Source organism: Bradyrhizobium sp. LeoB3 (assembly GCF_055456055.1).
In genome coordinates this window covers 1-16,363 of sequence record NZ_JBVBEF010000044.1, presented here as the reverse complement: position 1 = coordinate 16,363, position 16,363 = coordinate 1, and the positions used below count along the sequence as shown (strand labels likewise).

General features: G+C 60.4%; 17 protein-coding genes and 3 pseudogenes. 10 read left to right on the top strand and 10 right to left on the bottom strand.

Annotation, left to right across the window (positions count from 1 at the left end; translation table 11 throughout):
• Positions 1 to 51: 51 nt before the first annotated feature.
• Positions 52 to 1,149 carry an S-methyl-5-thioribose-1-phosphate isomerase gene (gene mtnA / locus ACZXDY_RS25435; protein WP_464347381.1) on the bottom strand — a complete coding sequence of 366 codons (1,098 nt, stop codon included), beginning with the start codon at positions 1,147 to 1,149 and terminating at the stop codon, positions 52 to 54.
• The gene (locus tag ACZXDY_RS25430; protein WP_464347380.1) at positions 1,146 to 2,021 is read right to left on the bottom strand and encodes an S-methyl-5'-thioadenosine phosphorylase; all 876 of its coding nucleotides are present in this window, start codon (positions 2,019 to 2,021) and stop codon (positions 1,146 to 1,148) included. The genes mtnA and ACZXDY_RS25430 overlap by 4 nt, the downstream gene beginning before the upstream one ends.
• A 100-nt stretch (positions 2,022 to 2,121) precedes the next feature.
• On the opposite strand from ACZXDY_RS25430, the gene ACZXDY_RS25425 reads away from it, so the two are divergent.
• Positions 2,122 to 2,763 carry a class II aldolase/adducin family protein gene (locus tag ACZXDY_RS25425; protein WP_464347379.1) on the top strand — a complete coding sequence of 214 codons (642 nt, stop codon included), beginning with the start codon at positions 2,122 to 2,124 and terminating at the stop codon, positions 2,761 to 2,763.
• Positions 2,764 to 2,793: 30 nt separating this feature from the next.
• Here ACZXDY_RS25425 and ACZXDY_RS25420 read toward each other — a convergent pair whose 3' ends face one another.
• From ACZXDY_RS25420 to ACZXDY_RS25405, 4 genes are all read right to left on the bottom strand, one after another.
• Positions 2,794 to 3,741, bottom strand: coding sequence for a Bug family tripartite tricarboxylate transporter substrate binding protein (locus ACZXDY_RS25420; RefSeq protein WP_464347425.1), 948 nt, complete (start codon positions 3,739 to 3,741; stop codon positions 2,794 to 2,796).
• 408 nt (positions 3,742 to 4,149) lie between these two features.
• Positions 4,150 to 4,275, bottom strand: a complete 126-nt coding sequence (locus tag ACZXDY_RS25415; RefSeq protein WP_464347378.1) for a hypothetical protein — start codon at positions 4,273 to 4,275, stop codon at positions 4,150 to 4,152.
• 669 nt (positions 4,276 to 4,944) lie between these two features.
• Positions 4,945 to 5,076: a hypothetical protein gene (locus ACZXDY_RS25410; RefSeq protein ID WP_464347377.1), complete on the bottom strand. Its 132-nt coding sequence runs from the start codon at positions 5,074 to 5,076 to the stop codon at positions 4,945 to 4,947.
• A 170-nt stretch (positions 5,077 to 5,246) separates the two neighbouring features.
• Positions 5,247 to 5,720, bottom strand: coding sequence for a hypothetical protein (locus ACZXDY_RS25405; protein ID WP_464347376.1), 474 nt, complete (start codon positions 5,718 to 5,720; stop codon positions 5,247 to 5,249).
• 84 nt (positions 5,721 to 5,804) lie between these two features.
• Between ACZXDY_RS25405 and ACZXDY_RS25400 the strand changes: the two genes are divergently transcribed.
• The 4 genes and pseudogenes from ACZXDY_RS25400 to ACZXDY_RS25385 form a co-directional block, all read left to right on the top strand.
• Complete coding sequence (locus tag ACZXDY_RS25400) at positions 5,805 to 5,930, top strand: hypothetical protein (RefSeq protein ID WP_464347375.1); 126 nt, start codon at positions 5,805 to 5,807, stop codon at positions 5,928 to 5,930.
• Between the two features lie 103 nt (positions 5,931 to 6,033).
• Positions 6,034 to 7,263 (top strand): AAA family ATPase, encoded by a 1,230-nt coding sequence (locus ACZXDY_RS25395; RefSeq protein ID WP_464347424.1) that lies wholly within the window; start codon positions 6,034 to 6,036, stop codon positions 7,261 to 7,263.
• 1 nt (position 7,264) lies between these two features.
• On the top strand, positions 7,265 to 7,510 hold the full coding sequence (locus ACZXDY_RS25390) for a hypothetical protein (protein ID WP_464347374.1): 246 nt from the start codon (positions 7,265 to 7,267) through the stop codon (positions 7,508 to 7,510).
• 345 nt (positions 7,511 to 7,855) lie between these two features.
• Positions 7,856 to 8,254, top strand: a pseudogene (locus ACZXDY_RS25385) (ATP-dependent DNA ligase); the annotation flags it as partial.
• Positions 8,255 to 8,428: 174 nt separating this feature from the next.
• Here ACZXDY_RS25385 and ACZXDY_RS25380 read toward each other — a convergent pair.
• Positions 8,429 to 9,535 carry a porin gene (locus ACZXDY_RS25380; protein ID WP_464347373.1) on the bottom strand — a complete coding sequence of 369 codons (1,107 nt, stop codon included), beginning with the start codon at positions 9,533 to 9,535 and terminating at the stop codon, positions 8,429 to 8,431.
• On the opposite strand from ACZXDY_RS25380, the gene ACZXDY_RS25375 reads away from it, so the two are divergent.
• Together ACZXDY_RS25375 and ACZXDY_RS25370 are read left to right on the top strand one after the other, a co-directional pair.
• Positions 9,527 to 10,309 (top strand): hypothetical protein, encoded by a 783-nt coding sequence (locus ACZXDY_RS25375; protein WP_464347372.1) that lies wholly within the window; start codon positions 9,527 to 9,529, stop codon positions 10,307 to 10,309. The two genes, ACZXDY_RS25380 and ACZXDY_RS25375, sit on opposite strands and share 9 nt — an antisense overlap.
• 796 nt (positions 10,310 to 11,105) lie before the next feature.
• The gene (locus tag ACZXDY_RS25370) at positions 11,106 to 11,558 is read left to right on the top strand and encodes a MarR family transcriptional regulator (RefSeq protein ID WP_464347371.1); all 453 of its coding nucleotides are present in this window, start codon (positions 11,106 to 11,108) and stop codon (positions 11,556 to 11,558) included.
• A 124-nt stretch (positions 11,559 to 11,682) separates the two neighbouring features.
• On the opposite strand, the gene ACZXDY_RS25365 is transcribed toward ACZXDY_RS25370, so the two are convergent.
• Both ACZXDY_RS25365 and ACZXDY_RS25360 read right to left on the bottom strand, forming a co-directional pair.
• Entirely contained in the window at positions 11,683 to 13,284 is a 1,602-nt protein-coding gene (locus ACZXDY_RS25365) for a porin (RefSeq protein ID WP_464347370.1), read from the bottom strand.
• Between the two features lie 416 nt (positions 13,285 to 13,700).
• A complete protein-coding gene (locus ACZXDY_RS25360) occupies positions 13,701 to 14,441 on the bottom strand; it encodes a hypothetical protein (RefSeq protein ID WP_464347369.1) in 741 nt (246 codons plus the stop codon).
• Positions 14,442 to 14,532: 91 nt separating this feature from the next.
• On the opposite strand from ACZXDY_RS25360, the pseudogene ACZXDY_RS25355 reads away from it, so the two are divergent.
• Positions 14,533 to 14,841, top strand: a pseudogene (locus ACZXDY_RS25355) (SOS response-associated peptidase family protein); the annotation flags it as partial.
• A 139-nt stretch (positions 14,842 to 14,980) separates the two neighbouring features.
• Positions 14,981 to 15,121, top strand: coding sequence for a hypothetical protein (locus ACZXDY_RS25350; protein WP_464347368.1), 141 nt, complete (start codon positions 14,981 to 14,983; stop codon positions 15,119 to 15,121).
• A 140-nt stretch (positions 15,122 to 15,261) separates the two neighbouring features.
• On the opposite strand, the gene ACZXDY_RS25345 is transcribed toward ACZXDY_RS25350, so the two are convergent.
• Positions 15,262 to 15,645 (bottom strand): NUDIX hydrolase, encoded by a 384-nt coding sequence (locus ACZXDY_RS25345; RefSeq protein WP_464347367.1) that lies wholly within the window; start codon positions 15,643 to 15,645, stop codon positions 15,262 to 15,264.
• Between the two features lie 258 nt (positions 15,646 to 15,903).
• Here ACZXDY_RS25345 and ACZXDY_RS25340 point away from each other — a divergent pair.
• Positions 15,904 to 16,363, top strand: a pseudogene (locus ACZXDY_RS25340) (transposase); the annotation flags it as partial.

Below are 16,363 nucleotides of genomic sequence, written 5' to 3'. Positions count from 1 at the left end.
CGGGCGCTCCAGCGTGGATACGTGCTGCCGCAACCGGCGTCAATCTAGCGCTCAACGCCTGCCGGTCCGCTCCGGGAACGCGCTCGCAAGTGCAGCATGATCGGGCCGGACCACGCCGCGTTCGGTGATCAAACCAGTCACCAGGCGCGCCGGCGTGACGTCAAAGCCGTAATTAGCGATCGGCGAGCCCTCGGGGACCACACGCACCATCTCAATTCGTCCATCCGCCGTACGCCCACTCATATGCGTCACTTCGCTTGCTGCACGCTGTTCGATCGGAATTTCCCGGCCATCATTGATACTAAAGTCGATAGTCGGCGACGGCAGTGCAACATAGAATGGCACGCTGTTGTCGCGCGCGGCGAGCGCCTTCAGGTAGGTACCAATCTTGTTGCAGACATCACCATTGGCTGCGACCCGGTCGGTTCCAACGATCGCCAGATCGACCATGCCGTGCTGCATCAGATGGCCCCCCGTGTTGTCGGGGATGATGGTGTGTGGGACGCCATGGTGGCCGAGTTCCCAGGCGGTGAGTGAGGCCCCCTGATTGCGCGGACGCGTTTCGTCGACCCAGACATGAACGCTGAGTCCCATGTCATGAGCCCGGTAGATCGGTGCCGTCGCCGTCCCCCAATCGACGGTAGCCAGCCAGCCCGCGTTGCAGTGCGTCAAAATGTTGATGGTGCCGCCGGCTTTCTTGGCAGCGATCGCCTCGATGACTTCGAGGCCGTGGCTGCCGATTGCCTGGTTGATCCCGACGTCCTCATCGGCGATCTCGCCGGCGCGCTTGTAAGCCGCCTCGCTGCGCACGGAAGGCGCAAGCGGACGAAGCACAGCCTCCATCTCGTCGAGCGCCCATTTCAGATTAATGGCCGTCGGCCGCGCCGCGACCAGCAGCCTATACGCGCGATCCAGCGCCGCATCGGACTGATCGGCGCGCATGGCCAACGCTATGCCGTAAGCCGCGGTTGCGCCGATCAGTGGTGCGCCACGGACCAGCATCGTTCGGATCGCGTCCGCGCCCTCCTCGGCGCTCGTCAGGCGCGCGATGACAAACTCATGAGGCAGCCGCCGCTGATCGATAGCCCCGACGGACCAGCCGTCGGGCTCGAGCCAAATGCTGCGGAAATGCCGGCCATCGACTTTCATGAACGTAGGATCCGCGCTGCTACCGCGTCGAGCTTCCTGAGCAGTTCCGGATCGCGCGCCTCGGGCGCCGTGATCAGCGCGGTCTCGAGCGCGCGGTCGGAGCCGATCGGGCACGGCTCATGCTCGCGCGGAAAATCCTTTGCCAGGCGCGCCACCAGCGCCTTGGCTTTCTCGGCATTTGAACTAAGCACGCGAATGATGTCTTGCACGGTCACCGCATCGTGATCCGGATGCCAGCAATCGAAGTCGGTCACCATCGCGACGCTCGCGTAGCAAATCTCCGCCTCGCGAGCGAGCTTCGCCTCAGGCATATTGGTCATGCCTATCACCGCGTAGCCGAGTTCCTTGTACGTCAGACTTTCGGCAAGACTGGAGAATTGTGGGCCTTCCATGCACAGATAGGTGCCGCCGCGGGCGAAGGGAATGCCTTCGGCCTCTGCGGCGGCCGCCAGATGAATGCGCAAGCGCGGCGATACCGGATGCGCCATCGAGACATGAGCGACGCAGCCTTTGCCGAAGAACGAGCTTTCGCGCTTGTAGGTGCGGTCGACGAACTGATCGATGATCACGAAAGTGCCAGGCGGCAATTCTTTCTTGAACGATCCGCAGGCCGACAGCGACACCAAATCGGTAACCCCCGCCCGCTTCAGCACATCGATATTGGCCCGGTAGTTGATGTCGGAGGGGGACAGGCGGTGCCCCTTGTCGTGCCGCGGCAGGAACACGATCGGCAGGCCGGCAATGGTGCCAAAGCGGAGCGGCGCGGAGGGCTCGCCCCAGGGGCTCCTGATCGCCTCCTCGCGGACGTTTTCAAGACCCGGCAAGTCATAGATGCCGGATCCGCCGATAATGCCTAGCACGGCGCTGGTCATGGCCTCTCCCGATCAGACTTTCGAAGTAACGTTCGACTATACTGCGACGCAATAATCAAGCATTCTCAAGGGGCCGTAAACGGCGTTTGATAGGTTAACCATGAACGACAAGGAAAAACGCCAATCCATCATCGATGCCTGCCTGCGCATGAATGCGCTCGGCATCAACCAGGGCACTTCGGGCAACATCAGCCTGCGGCATGAGGCCGGCCTGCTGATCACTCCGACCAGCGTCTCCTATGAGACGATGCGGCCCGAGCAGATCGTCTATATGGGTCTCGACGGCTCATTTGATTCGGCGCAGCGGCCATCGAGCGAATGGCGCTTCCACCTGGACATCCTGCGCGCTCGCCCGGACGTGAACGCCGTGGTTCACGCCCACCCGACCTATTGCACGATCCTCGCCATCATGGGTCTGGAGATCCCGCCGATCCACTACATGGTCGCCTGCGCCGGTGGCGACACGATTCGCTGCGCGCCATACGCAACGTTCGGCACGCAGGAACTTTCGGCGCATGCGGTCAAGGCGCTCGATGGAAGGCTGGCCTGTCTCCTCGAACATCACGGCATGATCGCCGTCGGTCCATCGCTGGCAAAGGCCATGTGGCTCGCGGTCGAGGTCGAAACGCTGGCACGGCAGTACCACGGCTGTCTGCAGATCGGGAAGCCGCGTCTGCTGCCGACCGAAGAGATCGAAAATGTGCGTGTCCGCATGGCCGGCTACGGCCACGCGGATAAATGAGAGCGGGAAGCCGACTGCTGCCGTGACGCGTTACTTGGCGACGAAGCCCGCTTCGTTCATTAGCGAAGCGTTGAGCTTGTCGTCTTCCTCCAGGAACTGCACCATGTCCTTGCCGGTGAGGAAGATCGGCTTCAGCGCCTGCTTTTCCATATAATCCTTATATTCCGGCGTTTGCGTTACTTTCTGAAACAGGTCGACATAGAATGCCTGCTGCTCGGCCGTGACTTTGCCCGGCAGGAACATCGCCCGCAGCATCAGGTATTGGACGTCGAGCCCCTCTTCCTTGCAGGTCGGGATGTCGTTCCAGGATTGCGTTTCGGTCACCTTGGTCTTGTAGGAGATGCGCTCCTTGTCGAACACACAGAGCGCGCGCACCTGGCCGGCGCGCCAGACTTCCAGATTCTCAGAGGGATTGTTGACGTTGGCTTCGGTGTGATTCCCGACCAATTGCGTCGCCGCCTCTCCGCCCGACTTGTAAGGAAGATAGGAGAATTTCGCACCGGTCTTCTGCTCCATGAACACGGTGAGTACATGATCCTCACGTTTGGAGCCGGTGCCGCCCATCTTGAACGGTGAAAATGCAGCCTTCGCCGCCGCGATGAATTCCTTCACCGTCTTCGGACCCGATGCGTTATCCCACAACACGAACTGATCCATCGCGACCACCGACACCGGCGTGAGGTCACGCCAGTTGAACGGAATTTTCGCCGACAGCGGCAGCATGTAAATCAGGGAATAGGCGATCAGCACCTTGTTTGGATCACCCTCGCTCGATTTCATGTACATCAGCGCTTCGGCACCCGATGCGCCCCCCTTGAGCGAAACCACCATCGGCTGCTTCATCAGATTGTTCTTCTGAATCGCTGCCTGCATCATGCGCGCCATCTGGTCGGAGGCGCCGCCGGCTCCGGCTGCAACGACAATCTCGACCGGCTTGGTCGGCTCCCAGGCAGCAATGGCCCGCGCGCTCGCAAGCATAACCGCCAGTGAGGCCGTAGCTTTGAGGAAATGTCCCACGTTTCTTCCCTATGTCTTTGTGTGAATTGTGAAAATGGGCAGTTTCGAAATACTATTGTGCGAACAAGTGAGGAGGAGTTCAAGCTTCGAACGCGCCGCTTGCCTATCACTTTGGAACGAGATGTGGTACTCTTACACAAGAATGGTTGGCTGCCACGGAAGGCGCAGTGGATTCCGCCGGCAGCAGTCCGATGCCGATGCGAAAGGCTAGACAGGAGGTTTCGCGCTCGCAAACACCAAGATGGGAGCGACAGGCTAAGGCACCAGCCACGTGAGGCACGGCGGCCGTCTGGCCAACTGCAAGCGGGCTTTGCGACCTCAAAGACAACAACGGCCGAGGCTTTTCGAGGCAATTGGGCCGGCTACTTGTTATTCGGCTTGCAATATTTGAACGCCGGTTGACAGCCATGCCGCATCTTTCTCGAGCAGGATAACCTGCTGCGTGGAGACCAGCGGCATCACCACGCGGTAGCTGGACGCAATCGAACCGACCATCGCGAAGCGCCGGCGCGAGCCACCCCGCTAGCGCGCCGGGGCCGAGGTCGTCCAGGACTACCGCGGTCACGGGTTCTACCGCATCACCGCATGCCCTGGCGCCGATGACGATTCCGAGATCCGGGCCTTGGCGCCGCAGAGGCCCGCCGGGATCACCAATCGGCCCCTGTACAAATGCACCCGCGACGTAGATGGCCCGCGCCTGGGGCGCACGCCGGCAGAGCGCCAGCGCGCGATGAAGGCAGTTTAGCCCACCGTTTGCCGCCTGGTCGAGCAGGCCCACGAACGCGGGCGGCTGATCGAAACCCCAAATTCAGCGTCACAAAAGGGGGGATGTAACGGGGGCGTTCGCTGAATTTGGCGTACGTGTGACGGCGTTACGCGTATGCACAGTGTACGCGAGGTGTAACACAGAGTGCGATAGTGGGAAGCTAACTCGACATAGCTTCCGTGAGATGCACTAGAAACCAGGTCTCGCCGCGAGCGCGATCCGATCGGAGGCCGCCGATCCAAGCAGCAGCAACCCGCGCCTCAACGGCTCCATTCGGCCACGCGCTACTCGGCACCGAGCCCAATCAGGCTGATGCCCCATGTCGATTCCAATGATGGCAAATTGGCTGGAAGGGGTCAGTCCTGCGGGACCTGCTTGAGCATCTCGAAGTGCCCTGCTCAACGATCCATGGGATCTCGCGTCTTGCCGAGAGAGAACGACCGAAGCGCGCAGAGGACGAACGCGGCGGCCAGGCGGAGCGAAATTAGCCAGCGGGCCGGCCACATCATCATGGCTGCGATCGTCTCCATGGCGCCCTCCAAATTAAACCCGGCGGGATCTATGCCGCTGACCTCGCGCGTATCTGAGAACATTACGAAAGTCGTAACGTCACAATTCGAGTCTTGTAACGTGATGCGAAGCGCTCGAAATCAAGCAAGATATTGAAAACTCTGCGAACGAGATTCCAAGAGTCGAATTGTCATCGTCGCTTCTTCAGTCGATGCGAATGGTCGACGTCACGGTCGGCGGGATCGTCCGGCTCGTCCATCGGCTCGACGTGGCCGCCGACCGGCGCCGGCCAGAAGCCCTCCGGCTCGTCGAGGTATCGGCGCGGCGCCGGGTGGCCGAACAGCAGGTCGTGGGCCTGCGAAAATCGCTGGAATTTCTCGGCCGTCCGTAGCGGATCCTTGGTGCGCAGGTCGAACGGCGTCTCGGCGCCGGGGACGAAGCGGCCGTTTTGATCCATGCGCGGGTTTCGCGGGTCGGCACCGAGCCAGCCGACCAAAAGCTTTTCCACATATTTCGACTTCGACACCGCTTCCTCGCGGCTCCGCAGCTCAAGGATCCGCTCGATGTCGGGATGGCAGCGCAGCGCGACGCGTCCGGAGCGCGCCAGTTCGGGCCGCGGCTCGGGACCGCGACGGACCGGAAGCTTTGACTGTTTGATAACCATGGTCGGTTCGAGTCCCTGAATTTTGGGCAACTTTGTTGTACTTAGTTTTCCAATGATGGCAACTTCGTATGCGTGGTGACTACCATGGATAACAAGGATTCGTCCACCTCGGAGGACCCGTACGATTATTGGATGGTGACCCTGCTCGAGGACCGCGCCGAGAGCGCGCCGCCGCCGGCCGGCAGCCAGCAGCCGGAGGACGAGCGATGACCGAGGCCCTACTGGCGCCTGCGCTCCACATGCTGACGTCTCGCGCTGGAACTCCGCGTTGGCTTGGCTGAAAGTCGAGACCAGGAACGCCGGCGTGCTCGGCATGATCGACGTGCCGGGTCCGGATCGGACGCACGATGGCGCGCGCCGCCAGGCGCTGCGGATGGCCGATGATCTCTACAGTCGGCGCAGCGAGAAGCTGGGCGAGCTGGCGCTGTGCTGGATGATGCTGAGCGTGGATCCGCAGGCGCCCCACACATTCTGGCCTGTGGTGCCGCAATTGCAGTGGCTTCTCGACCAGGCCGATCTCGATGACAAGTTCCGCAGCGACTCGGGAATCGATCTGCGGATGCACGGTTGGTGGCGCGCGGCATCTGGCGATTTCGTCAGCACGAAGCACAACCTTTCCATTTTTGCGCTGGAGGCTGCCCAGGACGACGTCATCGTCGATCCGCCAGTTGACGATGGCCCTGGCGTCGTGGTCATGCCGAAAGACAAGGCGACGAAGCTGAAGTCGGATCACGCCGCCGCGTTCAAGGACATGCTCGACGCTAAGCTGCCGCTGGTCGTCGCCAAGGACGTCGCCCGCGTGCGCCGGACGCTGCTGACCGAATATCCGCACGCCGCGACCGCGGTCGATTTGTTGCTGCGCGATCTGCGCGAAGGCGAGCCAGTGAGACTGAATCCGATCCTGTTGGTCGGGCCGCCTGGCAACGGCAAGAGCCGGATGATCAGGCGCCTCGCCAGCCTCCTCGGGCTCGGCTGCTATCGCTTCGACGGCGCATCCAGCGCCGACGGCGTAGGATTCGGCGGTACACCACGCGGCTGGAGCGAAAGCACGCCGTGTGTGCCGGCGCGCGCCGTGCAGCAGTACGGCCAGGCCAACACTATCGTGTTCGTCGACGAGTTGGAAAAGGCGTGCGTCAACCCCCGGAACGGGGCCCTGTTCACTTCGATGCTTCCTCACCTCGATCGAGAGACGTCCGCCAGATTTCGGGACGTGTCATTGGATGTGGAGCTTGACCTCTCATGGGTGAACCACGTCGCTACCGCCAACTCGACGGAGCCGCTTCCGGAGCCACTGCGCGACCGCTACCGGATCGTGCGCGTGCCGGCGCCGGACCTGACGCATCGGCCGCTGCTCGCCGGCTCGATCGTAGATCAGGCGCTGCTCGATGGCGACGAATGTGCGGGATACGCGGCGCCGTTCGCGCCGGACGAGCTGCAGGTCATGGCGAAGGCCTGGAAGGCGACCGGATTCTCGATCCGGAAGTTGCAGAAGATCGTCGCCGCGACCCTCGAGGCGCGAGATGAACACGCGATGAGGCACTGACATGACCGGGACCAAGCGACTGAAGGAGCCGACGGACGCGCTGGAGGCGGACATGAAGTTCTACGCCATGGGCGGCGTGCCGTCCGACGCCGAGCTGGCGACGCGCAGCATCATCAAGGACTGGCACGTCGTGGTCACTGAACATGGCGGAGTGCATCAGCTCGGGTCGATCGCCAACGACCCTCTGGATCGCATGACCAAAGCGGGCTGCTGGCCCCAGAACGCGCCGTTGCTGGCCGAGGCGTAGACGACGCCGGCCACCCGCTCAACGCCGCGAGCCGCTCTGCGTACCCAATACCGAATTTTCCGCTTCGCCGCCCAGAGCCACGTTTCCGCCGACGACAGCGAGCGCCAATCGACCGGACCGGCATATTTCGCTACCTGGACGGAGCCCCTTCCGGCGGACGGGTCCCGCGGCCAGACAGTTCTGCGAGCAGAGAGCGCGCCTGTTGCAACTCTCGAGCCGACAACTGTGAACCGTTGGCGACGGCATGGTCAGCCGAAACCGCTGCATCGGCCTCTCGTCCCAGACCCGCCTCGACCACTGCTTTGAGATACCAAGCCCTCGCGTACCCTTCGTCAAGGCGCACTGCGCGTCCCAAGCGGCGCCAGATGGATTCACGAGATCAAGTTCGACGGCTACCGCGTCCAGACCCATATCGTGAACGAGGCGGTCAAGATCTTTACCCGGCGCGGCCATGACTGGACGCATCGCTTCCGCAAGATCGCCGGCGACGCTTGGCACATTTCCGCCAGCAGCGCGATCATCGATGGTGAAGTGGTCGCGCCCGCCGCCGACGGCACCACGGATTTCTCGGTGCTGCAGAACGAGCTGAAGGGCCGCTCCAAAAAGATCGCCCTGGCCTTCGACCTGCTGTACCTCGACGGCCACGACTCGCGGAAGCTGCCGCTCTCCACGCGCAAAGCCGCCCTCAAGATACTCATCGCGGACACCGACATCCAATTCAGCGAGAGCTTCGAGGTCGACGGGGAGCGATGTTCGAGCATGAACGCGGCGTAACTAGACGGAGAAGGCCAGGCCGCACACAGGTTTCTTGGACGCCCGCGTGCGGTCTTTTTTCGTGCACAAGCGAGCGATTTCTTGAAACGCACAACCCCCGACAGTTTCCTGCCGGGGGCTTGGATTGCGCAATCGAAGTGCAGATCAGAAGTTGCGCTGAACGCGGACGTTCAAGCTGACCGTATCCTGGTCCTTGAAGTCGTACCGGGCGGTCGGCAGCGGCGCCGTCGGAGTAAGGATAGCCGAGCCAGTGAACTTCTGGTCCAGGTGGAACCACATGACTTCGGCCGAGAACGTCAGGTTCTTGACCGGGGTCCAGCGGGTGATCACGCCGAGCTGCGAGACATTGAAGTCGGGGTTGCAGCTAAAGTTGGCACTGGTCGCCGAGAGGCGGGCGGCAGTGAAGGTGGAGCAGATGAAGAACTTCGCCGTGTTGTCGTAGCTGACCGCCGAGTAGCTGCCGAACAAGCTGCTCGACCAGTGGGGATCCCAGTTGTGGTTGAACGCGCCACGGACGCCCCATGCTGTCGTGAGATGGATTTTCCCGTCGGCACCAAACAATGGGCCCGCAAGGCCGGCCGGTGCCCAAACTCCGTCGGTCACCGCCCCGAAGCCGAGGCTCCGGTAGGAACCGAAGCTGGGGCTACCGAAAATCGAGAACGGGTTAGGCGATGTCGCCGACGTCGAGATCACCTGCTTGGTGTTACCCTTGGCAAAGGTCGCATCGAGCTTGATGTCGTCGCCGGGGCCACTCGGGATGTTCTTGATCTGCAACGCGGCCATCACCGCACCACCCCATTTGGTGTCGGGGTGACCGGAAAGTTCCGAGAAATTGTTTGGCGCCGCACCCGGCAGACCAACCGCACCGGGAGGAGCAGCGGTCGTGTTCAGGACGTTGTAGGAGCCGTTGACTTCGTGCGCCGAAGCCGAAATCTGGAACAGACCCCAAGCCTGATCGATGCGGATGTTACCGACGACGTCGGGCGCATGCACACCGGCATAGGCGTTGGCAACAGCGCCTTGTGAGGTGAGCGGCACGGTCAGGTTGGCCACGACGGTGCGGTCGAAGACGGTCGGATCATCGAGGCCGATGGTGCCCGACACGCCGTTGCCGAACTGCGCGGTGTATTGGATGTTGTTCACGCCGGTGACGGTGTCATGACCGCCGAGCAGGAATGACGAGTTGTTGCCCGGATAACCATGCCACGGCGTTGCGAACGCCGAAGCCGACTTGCCAACGCCGTGGACCACAACGAAGCGACAAGCGCTGACCTCGACGTGGTACTGCGTGCTATTCCTTATGAGCTGCGCGCTCAGTATCCGCTTGCACTCAAAGCGCTGGAAAACCTCAAGTTCTACTTGGACCGCAAGGAGGGGGATCAGGCGCCGGCTATCGACACAGCATCTGTGCTGTGGGGTGCGGGTGCTCCAGAGCACGCAAAACAGATCAGAAGCCTTCGTGGAGCGTTGAAGGCTACCGCCTTTGACCTCACGCTGTTCAATGACGAAGCGCAGGAAACCGTGGACGCCATCCTTAAAGACGTTGAAGTGATGCTGGACGGCTATGCGTACTACTACCGCAGCGGCGCTCAACACTCACTGAACTCCTCCCGCTATCTCATACCGCGCGACATGCCGGGGCTGGTGATCCTAGACGCCACCGCGAACAGCAATGTGCTCTATGAGCTGCTGGAGGGGGCCGTGTACGTGGTCCCGGTGCCCGGTGGTATTCGCGATTACAGCAACGTCACGCTCCATGTGGCGCGCACCACCGCAGGGCTGGGCAAGAGCAAGATGAAGGACACGAAACATCTGCGCATTCCCCGGCTTGTCCAGGAGGTGGCGAATGAGGTTGGACAGGGCCGCAAGGTGTTCGTGTGTGTCCACAAGCTCTCAAAGGACCTCCTAGCGACCTTCAGCACACCCGAGATGCCCCTAAACATAGGCTGGTGGGGTGCTGTGGATGGGAACAACGATTGGGCTGACTGCGATGTGGCGGTGATTTTCGGGCTTCCCTATCCATGAGGTGCCATGGGACTTTGAGCCTGATGGACCGAAGGTGTACGTGCCACGGTGCAGCTCAGCGAACAAAGCTGTAATTGGCCTCATGCAGGACCGGAAGCCCGGAGCCGTGCCGATGCCTCACGTTCAGAGGGAGCTATCCTTGAGCAAGAGGCAACTGGCACGACTAAAGGAGGAGTTGTCGAAGGCCACGAGCAAGATCACGGCCGCTCTGCGCGAGATTGGGGTGATCTATAGGGTGGAGGGTAGAGGCAGAGGGGCCAAGAGCTATCTCGTGAAATTGGCCTAGCTACCATAGAAGACATTAGCCGCACACAGGTTGTCCCCCGGGAGCCCGCGTGCGGCCCTTTTTTCATCTCGGTGGCTGCTGGCAGGCGAACTTGTAGATACCGCCGTTCGCTTCCTGCAGGACTCCGGGCCGCACTCACTGCAAGTAGTTGCGCGTGAGCTAGGCCTCAAACCGAACGCCAAGAAGGAGCTACAGAAGAACCTTCGTAACGAAAACCAGCCAACCCCATTGGCTCTGCAGTCCATCGGGGGTTACGTATTGTTCGGAAGGAAAAGGGCGAGGATCTAAGAGTTTCCTGTGAAGGAGGTGTAAGCTCGTATGGAAGAGAAATGCCGTACGCGCGACCGATGCGGCCTTTCCCTCTCGGGTTCAGAAAGGCTGAGTCAGTCGGCGAGCTATAACGAAGGTGCCTCCCCGCGGCACTTTGATCGGGAAACCAAATCTCCTTTACAAAACCAGAGCGTGAGATCAGTATCTTCACACGCGTAGATTTTACGTTGGCAGATGTCCATGAGAAACTACGAAGCGAGCCGCAGGTTCATCTCGGAAATCACCGCTACAGTGAATCGCCTCGAGGCAATTCGCCACTATTGGGCGCGGCATCTAAACATAACCGACGCTCAGTGGATGATTATTGTTGCGTTGGCTTCTTTGGAAGAAGGCGATGGTTTATCAATCGAGGCCATAGCGCGGACGCTACAAGTAGACACGTCTTTTGTAGTGAGGCAGTCAAATCTGTTGAAAAGAGCGGGTCTCCTTCAACGCAAGCCTTCTTTGGTGAACACTCAGCTAGCAACCCTTTGCTTGACTGACACGGCCCACTCGCATCTGGCGATGCTGTCGTCTGAACAAGATGCGCTACACGAACTCATTCTGGCTGCGTTTGGGCGCCCTGACCTCGACAGGGTGGTCGATAGGCTCGCCAGTTTGAACCATCAACTTGAAAACGCAGTGGCTGAATAGGCACCGCTCCCTTCGTAGTGCCCGAGCCACGTCTTCACTGCACCGCTTAGTAAACGTTGTCGCGCAAACAAAACCCCCGACAATCGCTTGCCGGGGGCTTCATTAGGTTCGTTTGAACCGACGATCAGAAGTTGCGCTGAACGCGGACGTTCAAGCTGACCGTATCCTGGTCCTTGAAGTCGTACCGAGCGGTGGGCAGCGGCGCCGTCGGGGTAAGGATAGCCGAGCCGGTGAACTTCTGGTCGAGGTGGAACCACATGACTTCGCCCGAGAACGTCAGGTTCTTGACCGGGGTCCAGCGGGTGATGAAGCCGAGCTGCGAGACGTTGAAGTCGGGGTTACAGCTAAAGTTGGCACTGGTCGCCGAGAGGCGGGCGGCAGTGAAGGTGGAGCAGATGAAGAACTTCGCCGTGTTGTCGTAGCTGACCGCCGAGTAGCTGCCGAACAAGCTGCTCGACCAGTAGGGATCCCAGTTGTGGTTGAACGCACCACGGACGCCCCATGCTGTCGTCAGATGGATTTTTCCATCCGCACCAAACAATGGGCCCGCAAGGCCGGCAGGCGCGTACACTCCGTCAGTCACCGCCCCGAAGCCGAGGCTCCGGTAGGAACCGAAATTCGGGCTTCCGAATATCGTGAAGGGGTTAGGCGATGTCGCCGACGTCGAGATCACCTGCTTGGTGTTACCCTTGGCAAAGGTGGCATCGATCTTGAAGTCGTCGCCGGGGCCAGTCGGGATGTTCTTGATCTGCAACGCCGCCATCACCGCACCACCCCACTTGGTGTCGGGGTGACCGGAGAGTTCCGACAGATTGTTCGGCGCCGCACCCGGCAGACCAACCGCACCGGGAGGAGCAGCGGTCGTGTTCAGGACGTTGTAGGAGCCGTTGACTTCGTGCGCCGAAGCCGAAATCTGGAACAGACCCCAAGCCTGGTCAATCCGGATGTTACCGACGACGTCGGGCGCATGCACGCCGGCATAGGCATTGGCGACAGCGCCCTGCGACGTGAGCGGCAGCGTCAGGTTGGCCACCACGGTGCGGTCGAAGACGGTCGGATCATCGAGACCGATGGTGCCCGACACGCCATTGCCGAACTGCGCGGTGTACTGGATGTTGTTCACGCCGGTGACAGTGTCATGACCGCCGAGCAGGAACGACGAGTTGTTGCCCGGATAACCATGCCATGGTGTCGCGAAGGCCGAAGCCGACTTACCGAAGGTGAAGCCTGCGAACTGGATGAACACGAACTCGACCGCGACATAGCCGCCGCCGGGGGTGTCAAGCAGGTTGGAGCTTGCAACCGGAAGCGAACCGTTGATCGAGTTCGGGTTGTAGGTGTTGTTGCCCAGCGTTGAGAACTGGAAGTCGGCCTGAGCGAAGGTGCGGACGACGCCATATTCCGTCGCGGTGCGGGTGTCGACCGTCAGCGCCATACGGGAGCGGGCGGCGAAGTAATCTTGATAACGGTTATGCTGACCCGGATCACCACTCCACGCCGGCGCGTTGTAGATGCCGCCGTTGAACGTGGTGTCGACACGCAGGTAGCCACCGATCTTCATGCAGGTGTCGGTGCCTGGGATGTACCAGAAACCGGCACCGTAGAGCGAACAGATCCTCACGTACTCGACCGCTTTGGCCTTGACGGGAAGATCTGCAGCCTGTGCCCCACCCATGGCGATAAGACCCGCCGCTGAGCCGAGGATAAGGCTCCTAACCATCTTCATGTTAACCCTCCAAGTAAACGCTTTGTACAAAGCACCGTACAAAGCTGATAAAGCTCGCCGCCAAAATCCTAAGGATTTCAACGGATCCTCGTAGCGTTGATGGACTTAAGCGAACCACCAAGAACGGGACGACTTCGGGATGCCCCCCTCCGTCGCTGTTCCATAAGAGACACGAAGCCCCCCAAACACGCAACAAAAGACCGCCCCGTTTCAGACAGCCTCTAGCTGTTTTTGGGCAAATGTTGCACAAATATCACGCGCCCGTGAACGCGGAGCCATAGATAAATAATTGATTTCGCGATGTTTTTCTGACCGAAATAGTCGAACCTCACGTAGAGGCAGTTTCTGCCGGAACACCGCACGGCCGACACAGATAGCGCTATGCTTGTTCTTGAGAAATTCGACTCGGTCGAGAATCATTCGTGCGATTCGGCTTCTGTCAGTGGACGGAAATGAGCCGCTAAAGTCATTTCGCTAATGCCAAACTCCGCACAGAGATCGATCAGTTGCGCCGTCGCCCTGATGCGGACAACTCTCCCGCTTTTGGCGGCAGGGGCGTCCAACGCGAGCGCTGCGGGGTATCCGACGAATCGCTCTATCAATTGCCCGCGTTCGAGCGCCGCCAGCAAATCACGGAATATTCCCGAGCCTGCCCCGAAGCCGGGTGCGCGAATCCGCGAGATCGCAATGCTAGTCCATTGGTCCGATTTGGATCCGAGCCTTCGACTCTCGAGAGTTGCATTGACGACAGTGCCAATCACACGTCGAACATGTGGCCGGCAGCGATGTGCCTGACGCTTTCCGACCAATGCTATCCGATCGAAAATATGTTGGATCAACGCAGCTGCATCAAGGCTGACTACGTCGCAGGCGACGATCGACTTGTGGCGCAAATCCGATGGTGCCGTCTCGTCGCTCGCAAAATCGCGTGCTTCGCGAGCAAACGAGCTTGTGGAAGCTTGTCTGGCGAGTTTCTGATAGCGGTTCTGAACAGACGAATAGCTTCGCCTTAGCACTGCCGCGATTTCTAGCCAGCTCATACCCTGCGCAACCAGCGCCAGGAGTCGGTGATCATCATCGGATGCCCATCTTTTTCCGCTCCTAGCCCTCACCTCGCCTGAGAGAGCCGTCTGACCTTCGGAGGTGCTCTTCAACATTCCCTGAACCATTCTTTTGGAGCCAGCGCTGTTGAACGCATCTTATCTCTTTTTGTTGCCTGAGTCCGACAGGACATCCGTCGTATCATGCGAGTACGCGCCGGAGCCGAACCCCGAGACGAAGAAAAAGGACGTGGTCTGGTTCGGCCTCAATGACGACCGGCCGCTGACGTGCTTCGACGGGATCTGGACCGAATTCAAGGGCGACCGCGGCAGCAAGTCGAAGCCGGTCCCCGGCCCTCACCTCGTCTACGGCTTCCTCACCACTGAGCCGAACGCTGTCGTCGCACCGGTCCATCCCATGGCGATGCCGGTAATTTTGACGACGGGTCCGTTGCCGGAGCATGCGCTCAAGATCGTTTTGAGAGGGCCGGACAAAGAAGACAAGCTGGCAGCCTGACACCGGCCTGCGGTTTGGCCCGCACCATGTTTTGGTGTCAGGCAACATCAGCATAGTGGCACCTACCCTGTTGGGATGAGGCGGCTGGCCTTGATCTAAATCAACGGTCGCGCTCGATCCTCGACGAAGGATCAAACCCATGACGAGGTCCGAGGAACCAGATCGACAGGCGTCGTCGAAGCCCAAGCCGTCACCGTTAGAGGAAGCACTACGTATCCTTGAGGAGTATGCGCGCGACCTGCGCGAAATCATCGAGAAGCTGCGCCAGCGGCTCCATTGAGCGATGTCGCCTCAAAGTAAAAGCTGAGGTCCAAGGCTAGCTGCCACTCGGCCGCTCACATTCGCCCGCCGTTCTGTCGGCCACAGAAAGTCCTACTAGCGATCGACGAACCAAAGCGCACGACGTGCCTGCCAGCTTGTTCAATCTTTTTCTGGAAAGAGCCGGTCGCGAATGTAGCGCGACGTCGGCGTCAAACGGACGGCTCCCGGCTTGTGCCAGGCTACCCGATCGATTTCCTTTTTATCACCGATCGTCAGCTTCCCCTTCGCGTTCTTGGCGACAAAGATGGCGTCGCTCATTTTGCGGCCGGACCGCTTGTTCTTGGCCTTCAGTTCTTTCCAAAGACGCACTCTGCCGACCTTGATATCTGGAAGCTCCTCCCTGAGCTCTCGTCGCAGACACTCCCTTTCGGTCTCGCTCGTCCGCTTACGGCCGCCTGGAAACATCCACAAACCATCACGTCGCCGCCTCACCAGCAGAACTCTGCCCCGCTTTGCTGCGACGAGTTTAGACGACCTGGCCATCCTCAGCTCCCAGACTAGCCTAAACCTGATGCGACAGCGCCGGTGCGCGCGAAGTAGGAACCACAATTACATCAATTGGTTCTAGGCCGCATCACTGGATAAGGAGATACCTGATGAAGGCGAAACTTACGTTAATTTGCGATTGCGATCGCTGCAGTCGCCGGCTCTAGTTTCACTGCGGATGCGAAGGGCAAAAAGCAGTATCGGGACCCGTCCACCATGGGCGCATCCTCAAGCATGGCGAGGGATGCAGATCGGATGGAAGTGCTTGATGCGCAGATGCGCAACACGCCGGATCAACAGATATCGCTCACCGATCCGGATGCCCGTTCGATGGCCACCAGCGGACGCGGATCGGGTGTCGTCGGCTACAATGTCCAGGTCGCGGTGGACACCGAACACCATCTGATTGTTACGCACGAGGTCATAAACGTCGGCAACGACCGTGGGCAGCTTGCTCGGATGTCGAAGCAAGCCAAAGAAGTGCTCGAAGCGGACAAGCTCGAGGCGGTCGCCGACCGTGGCTACTTCGACGGAGAGGAGATATTAGCCTGCGAAGAGGCTGGCGTTGCAGTCACCTTGCCCAAGCCCATGACGTCGAACGCCAAGGCGGAGGGCCGGTTCGGCAAACAGGACTTCGCCTACCTGCCTGATGAGGACGTCTACCGCTGCCCATCCGGCCAGCTGCTGCCCTATCACTACACCAACATCGAGCATG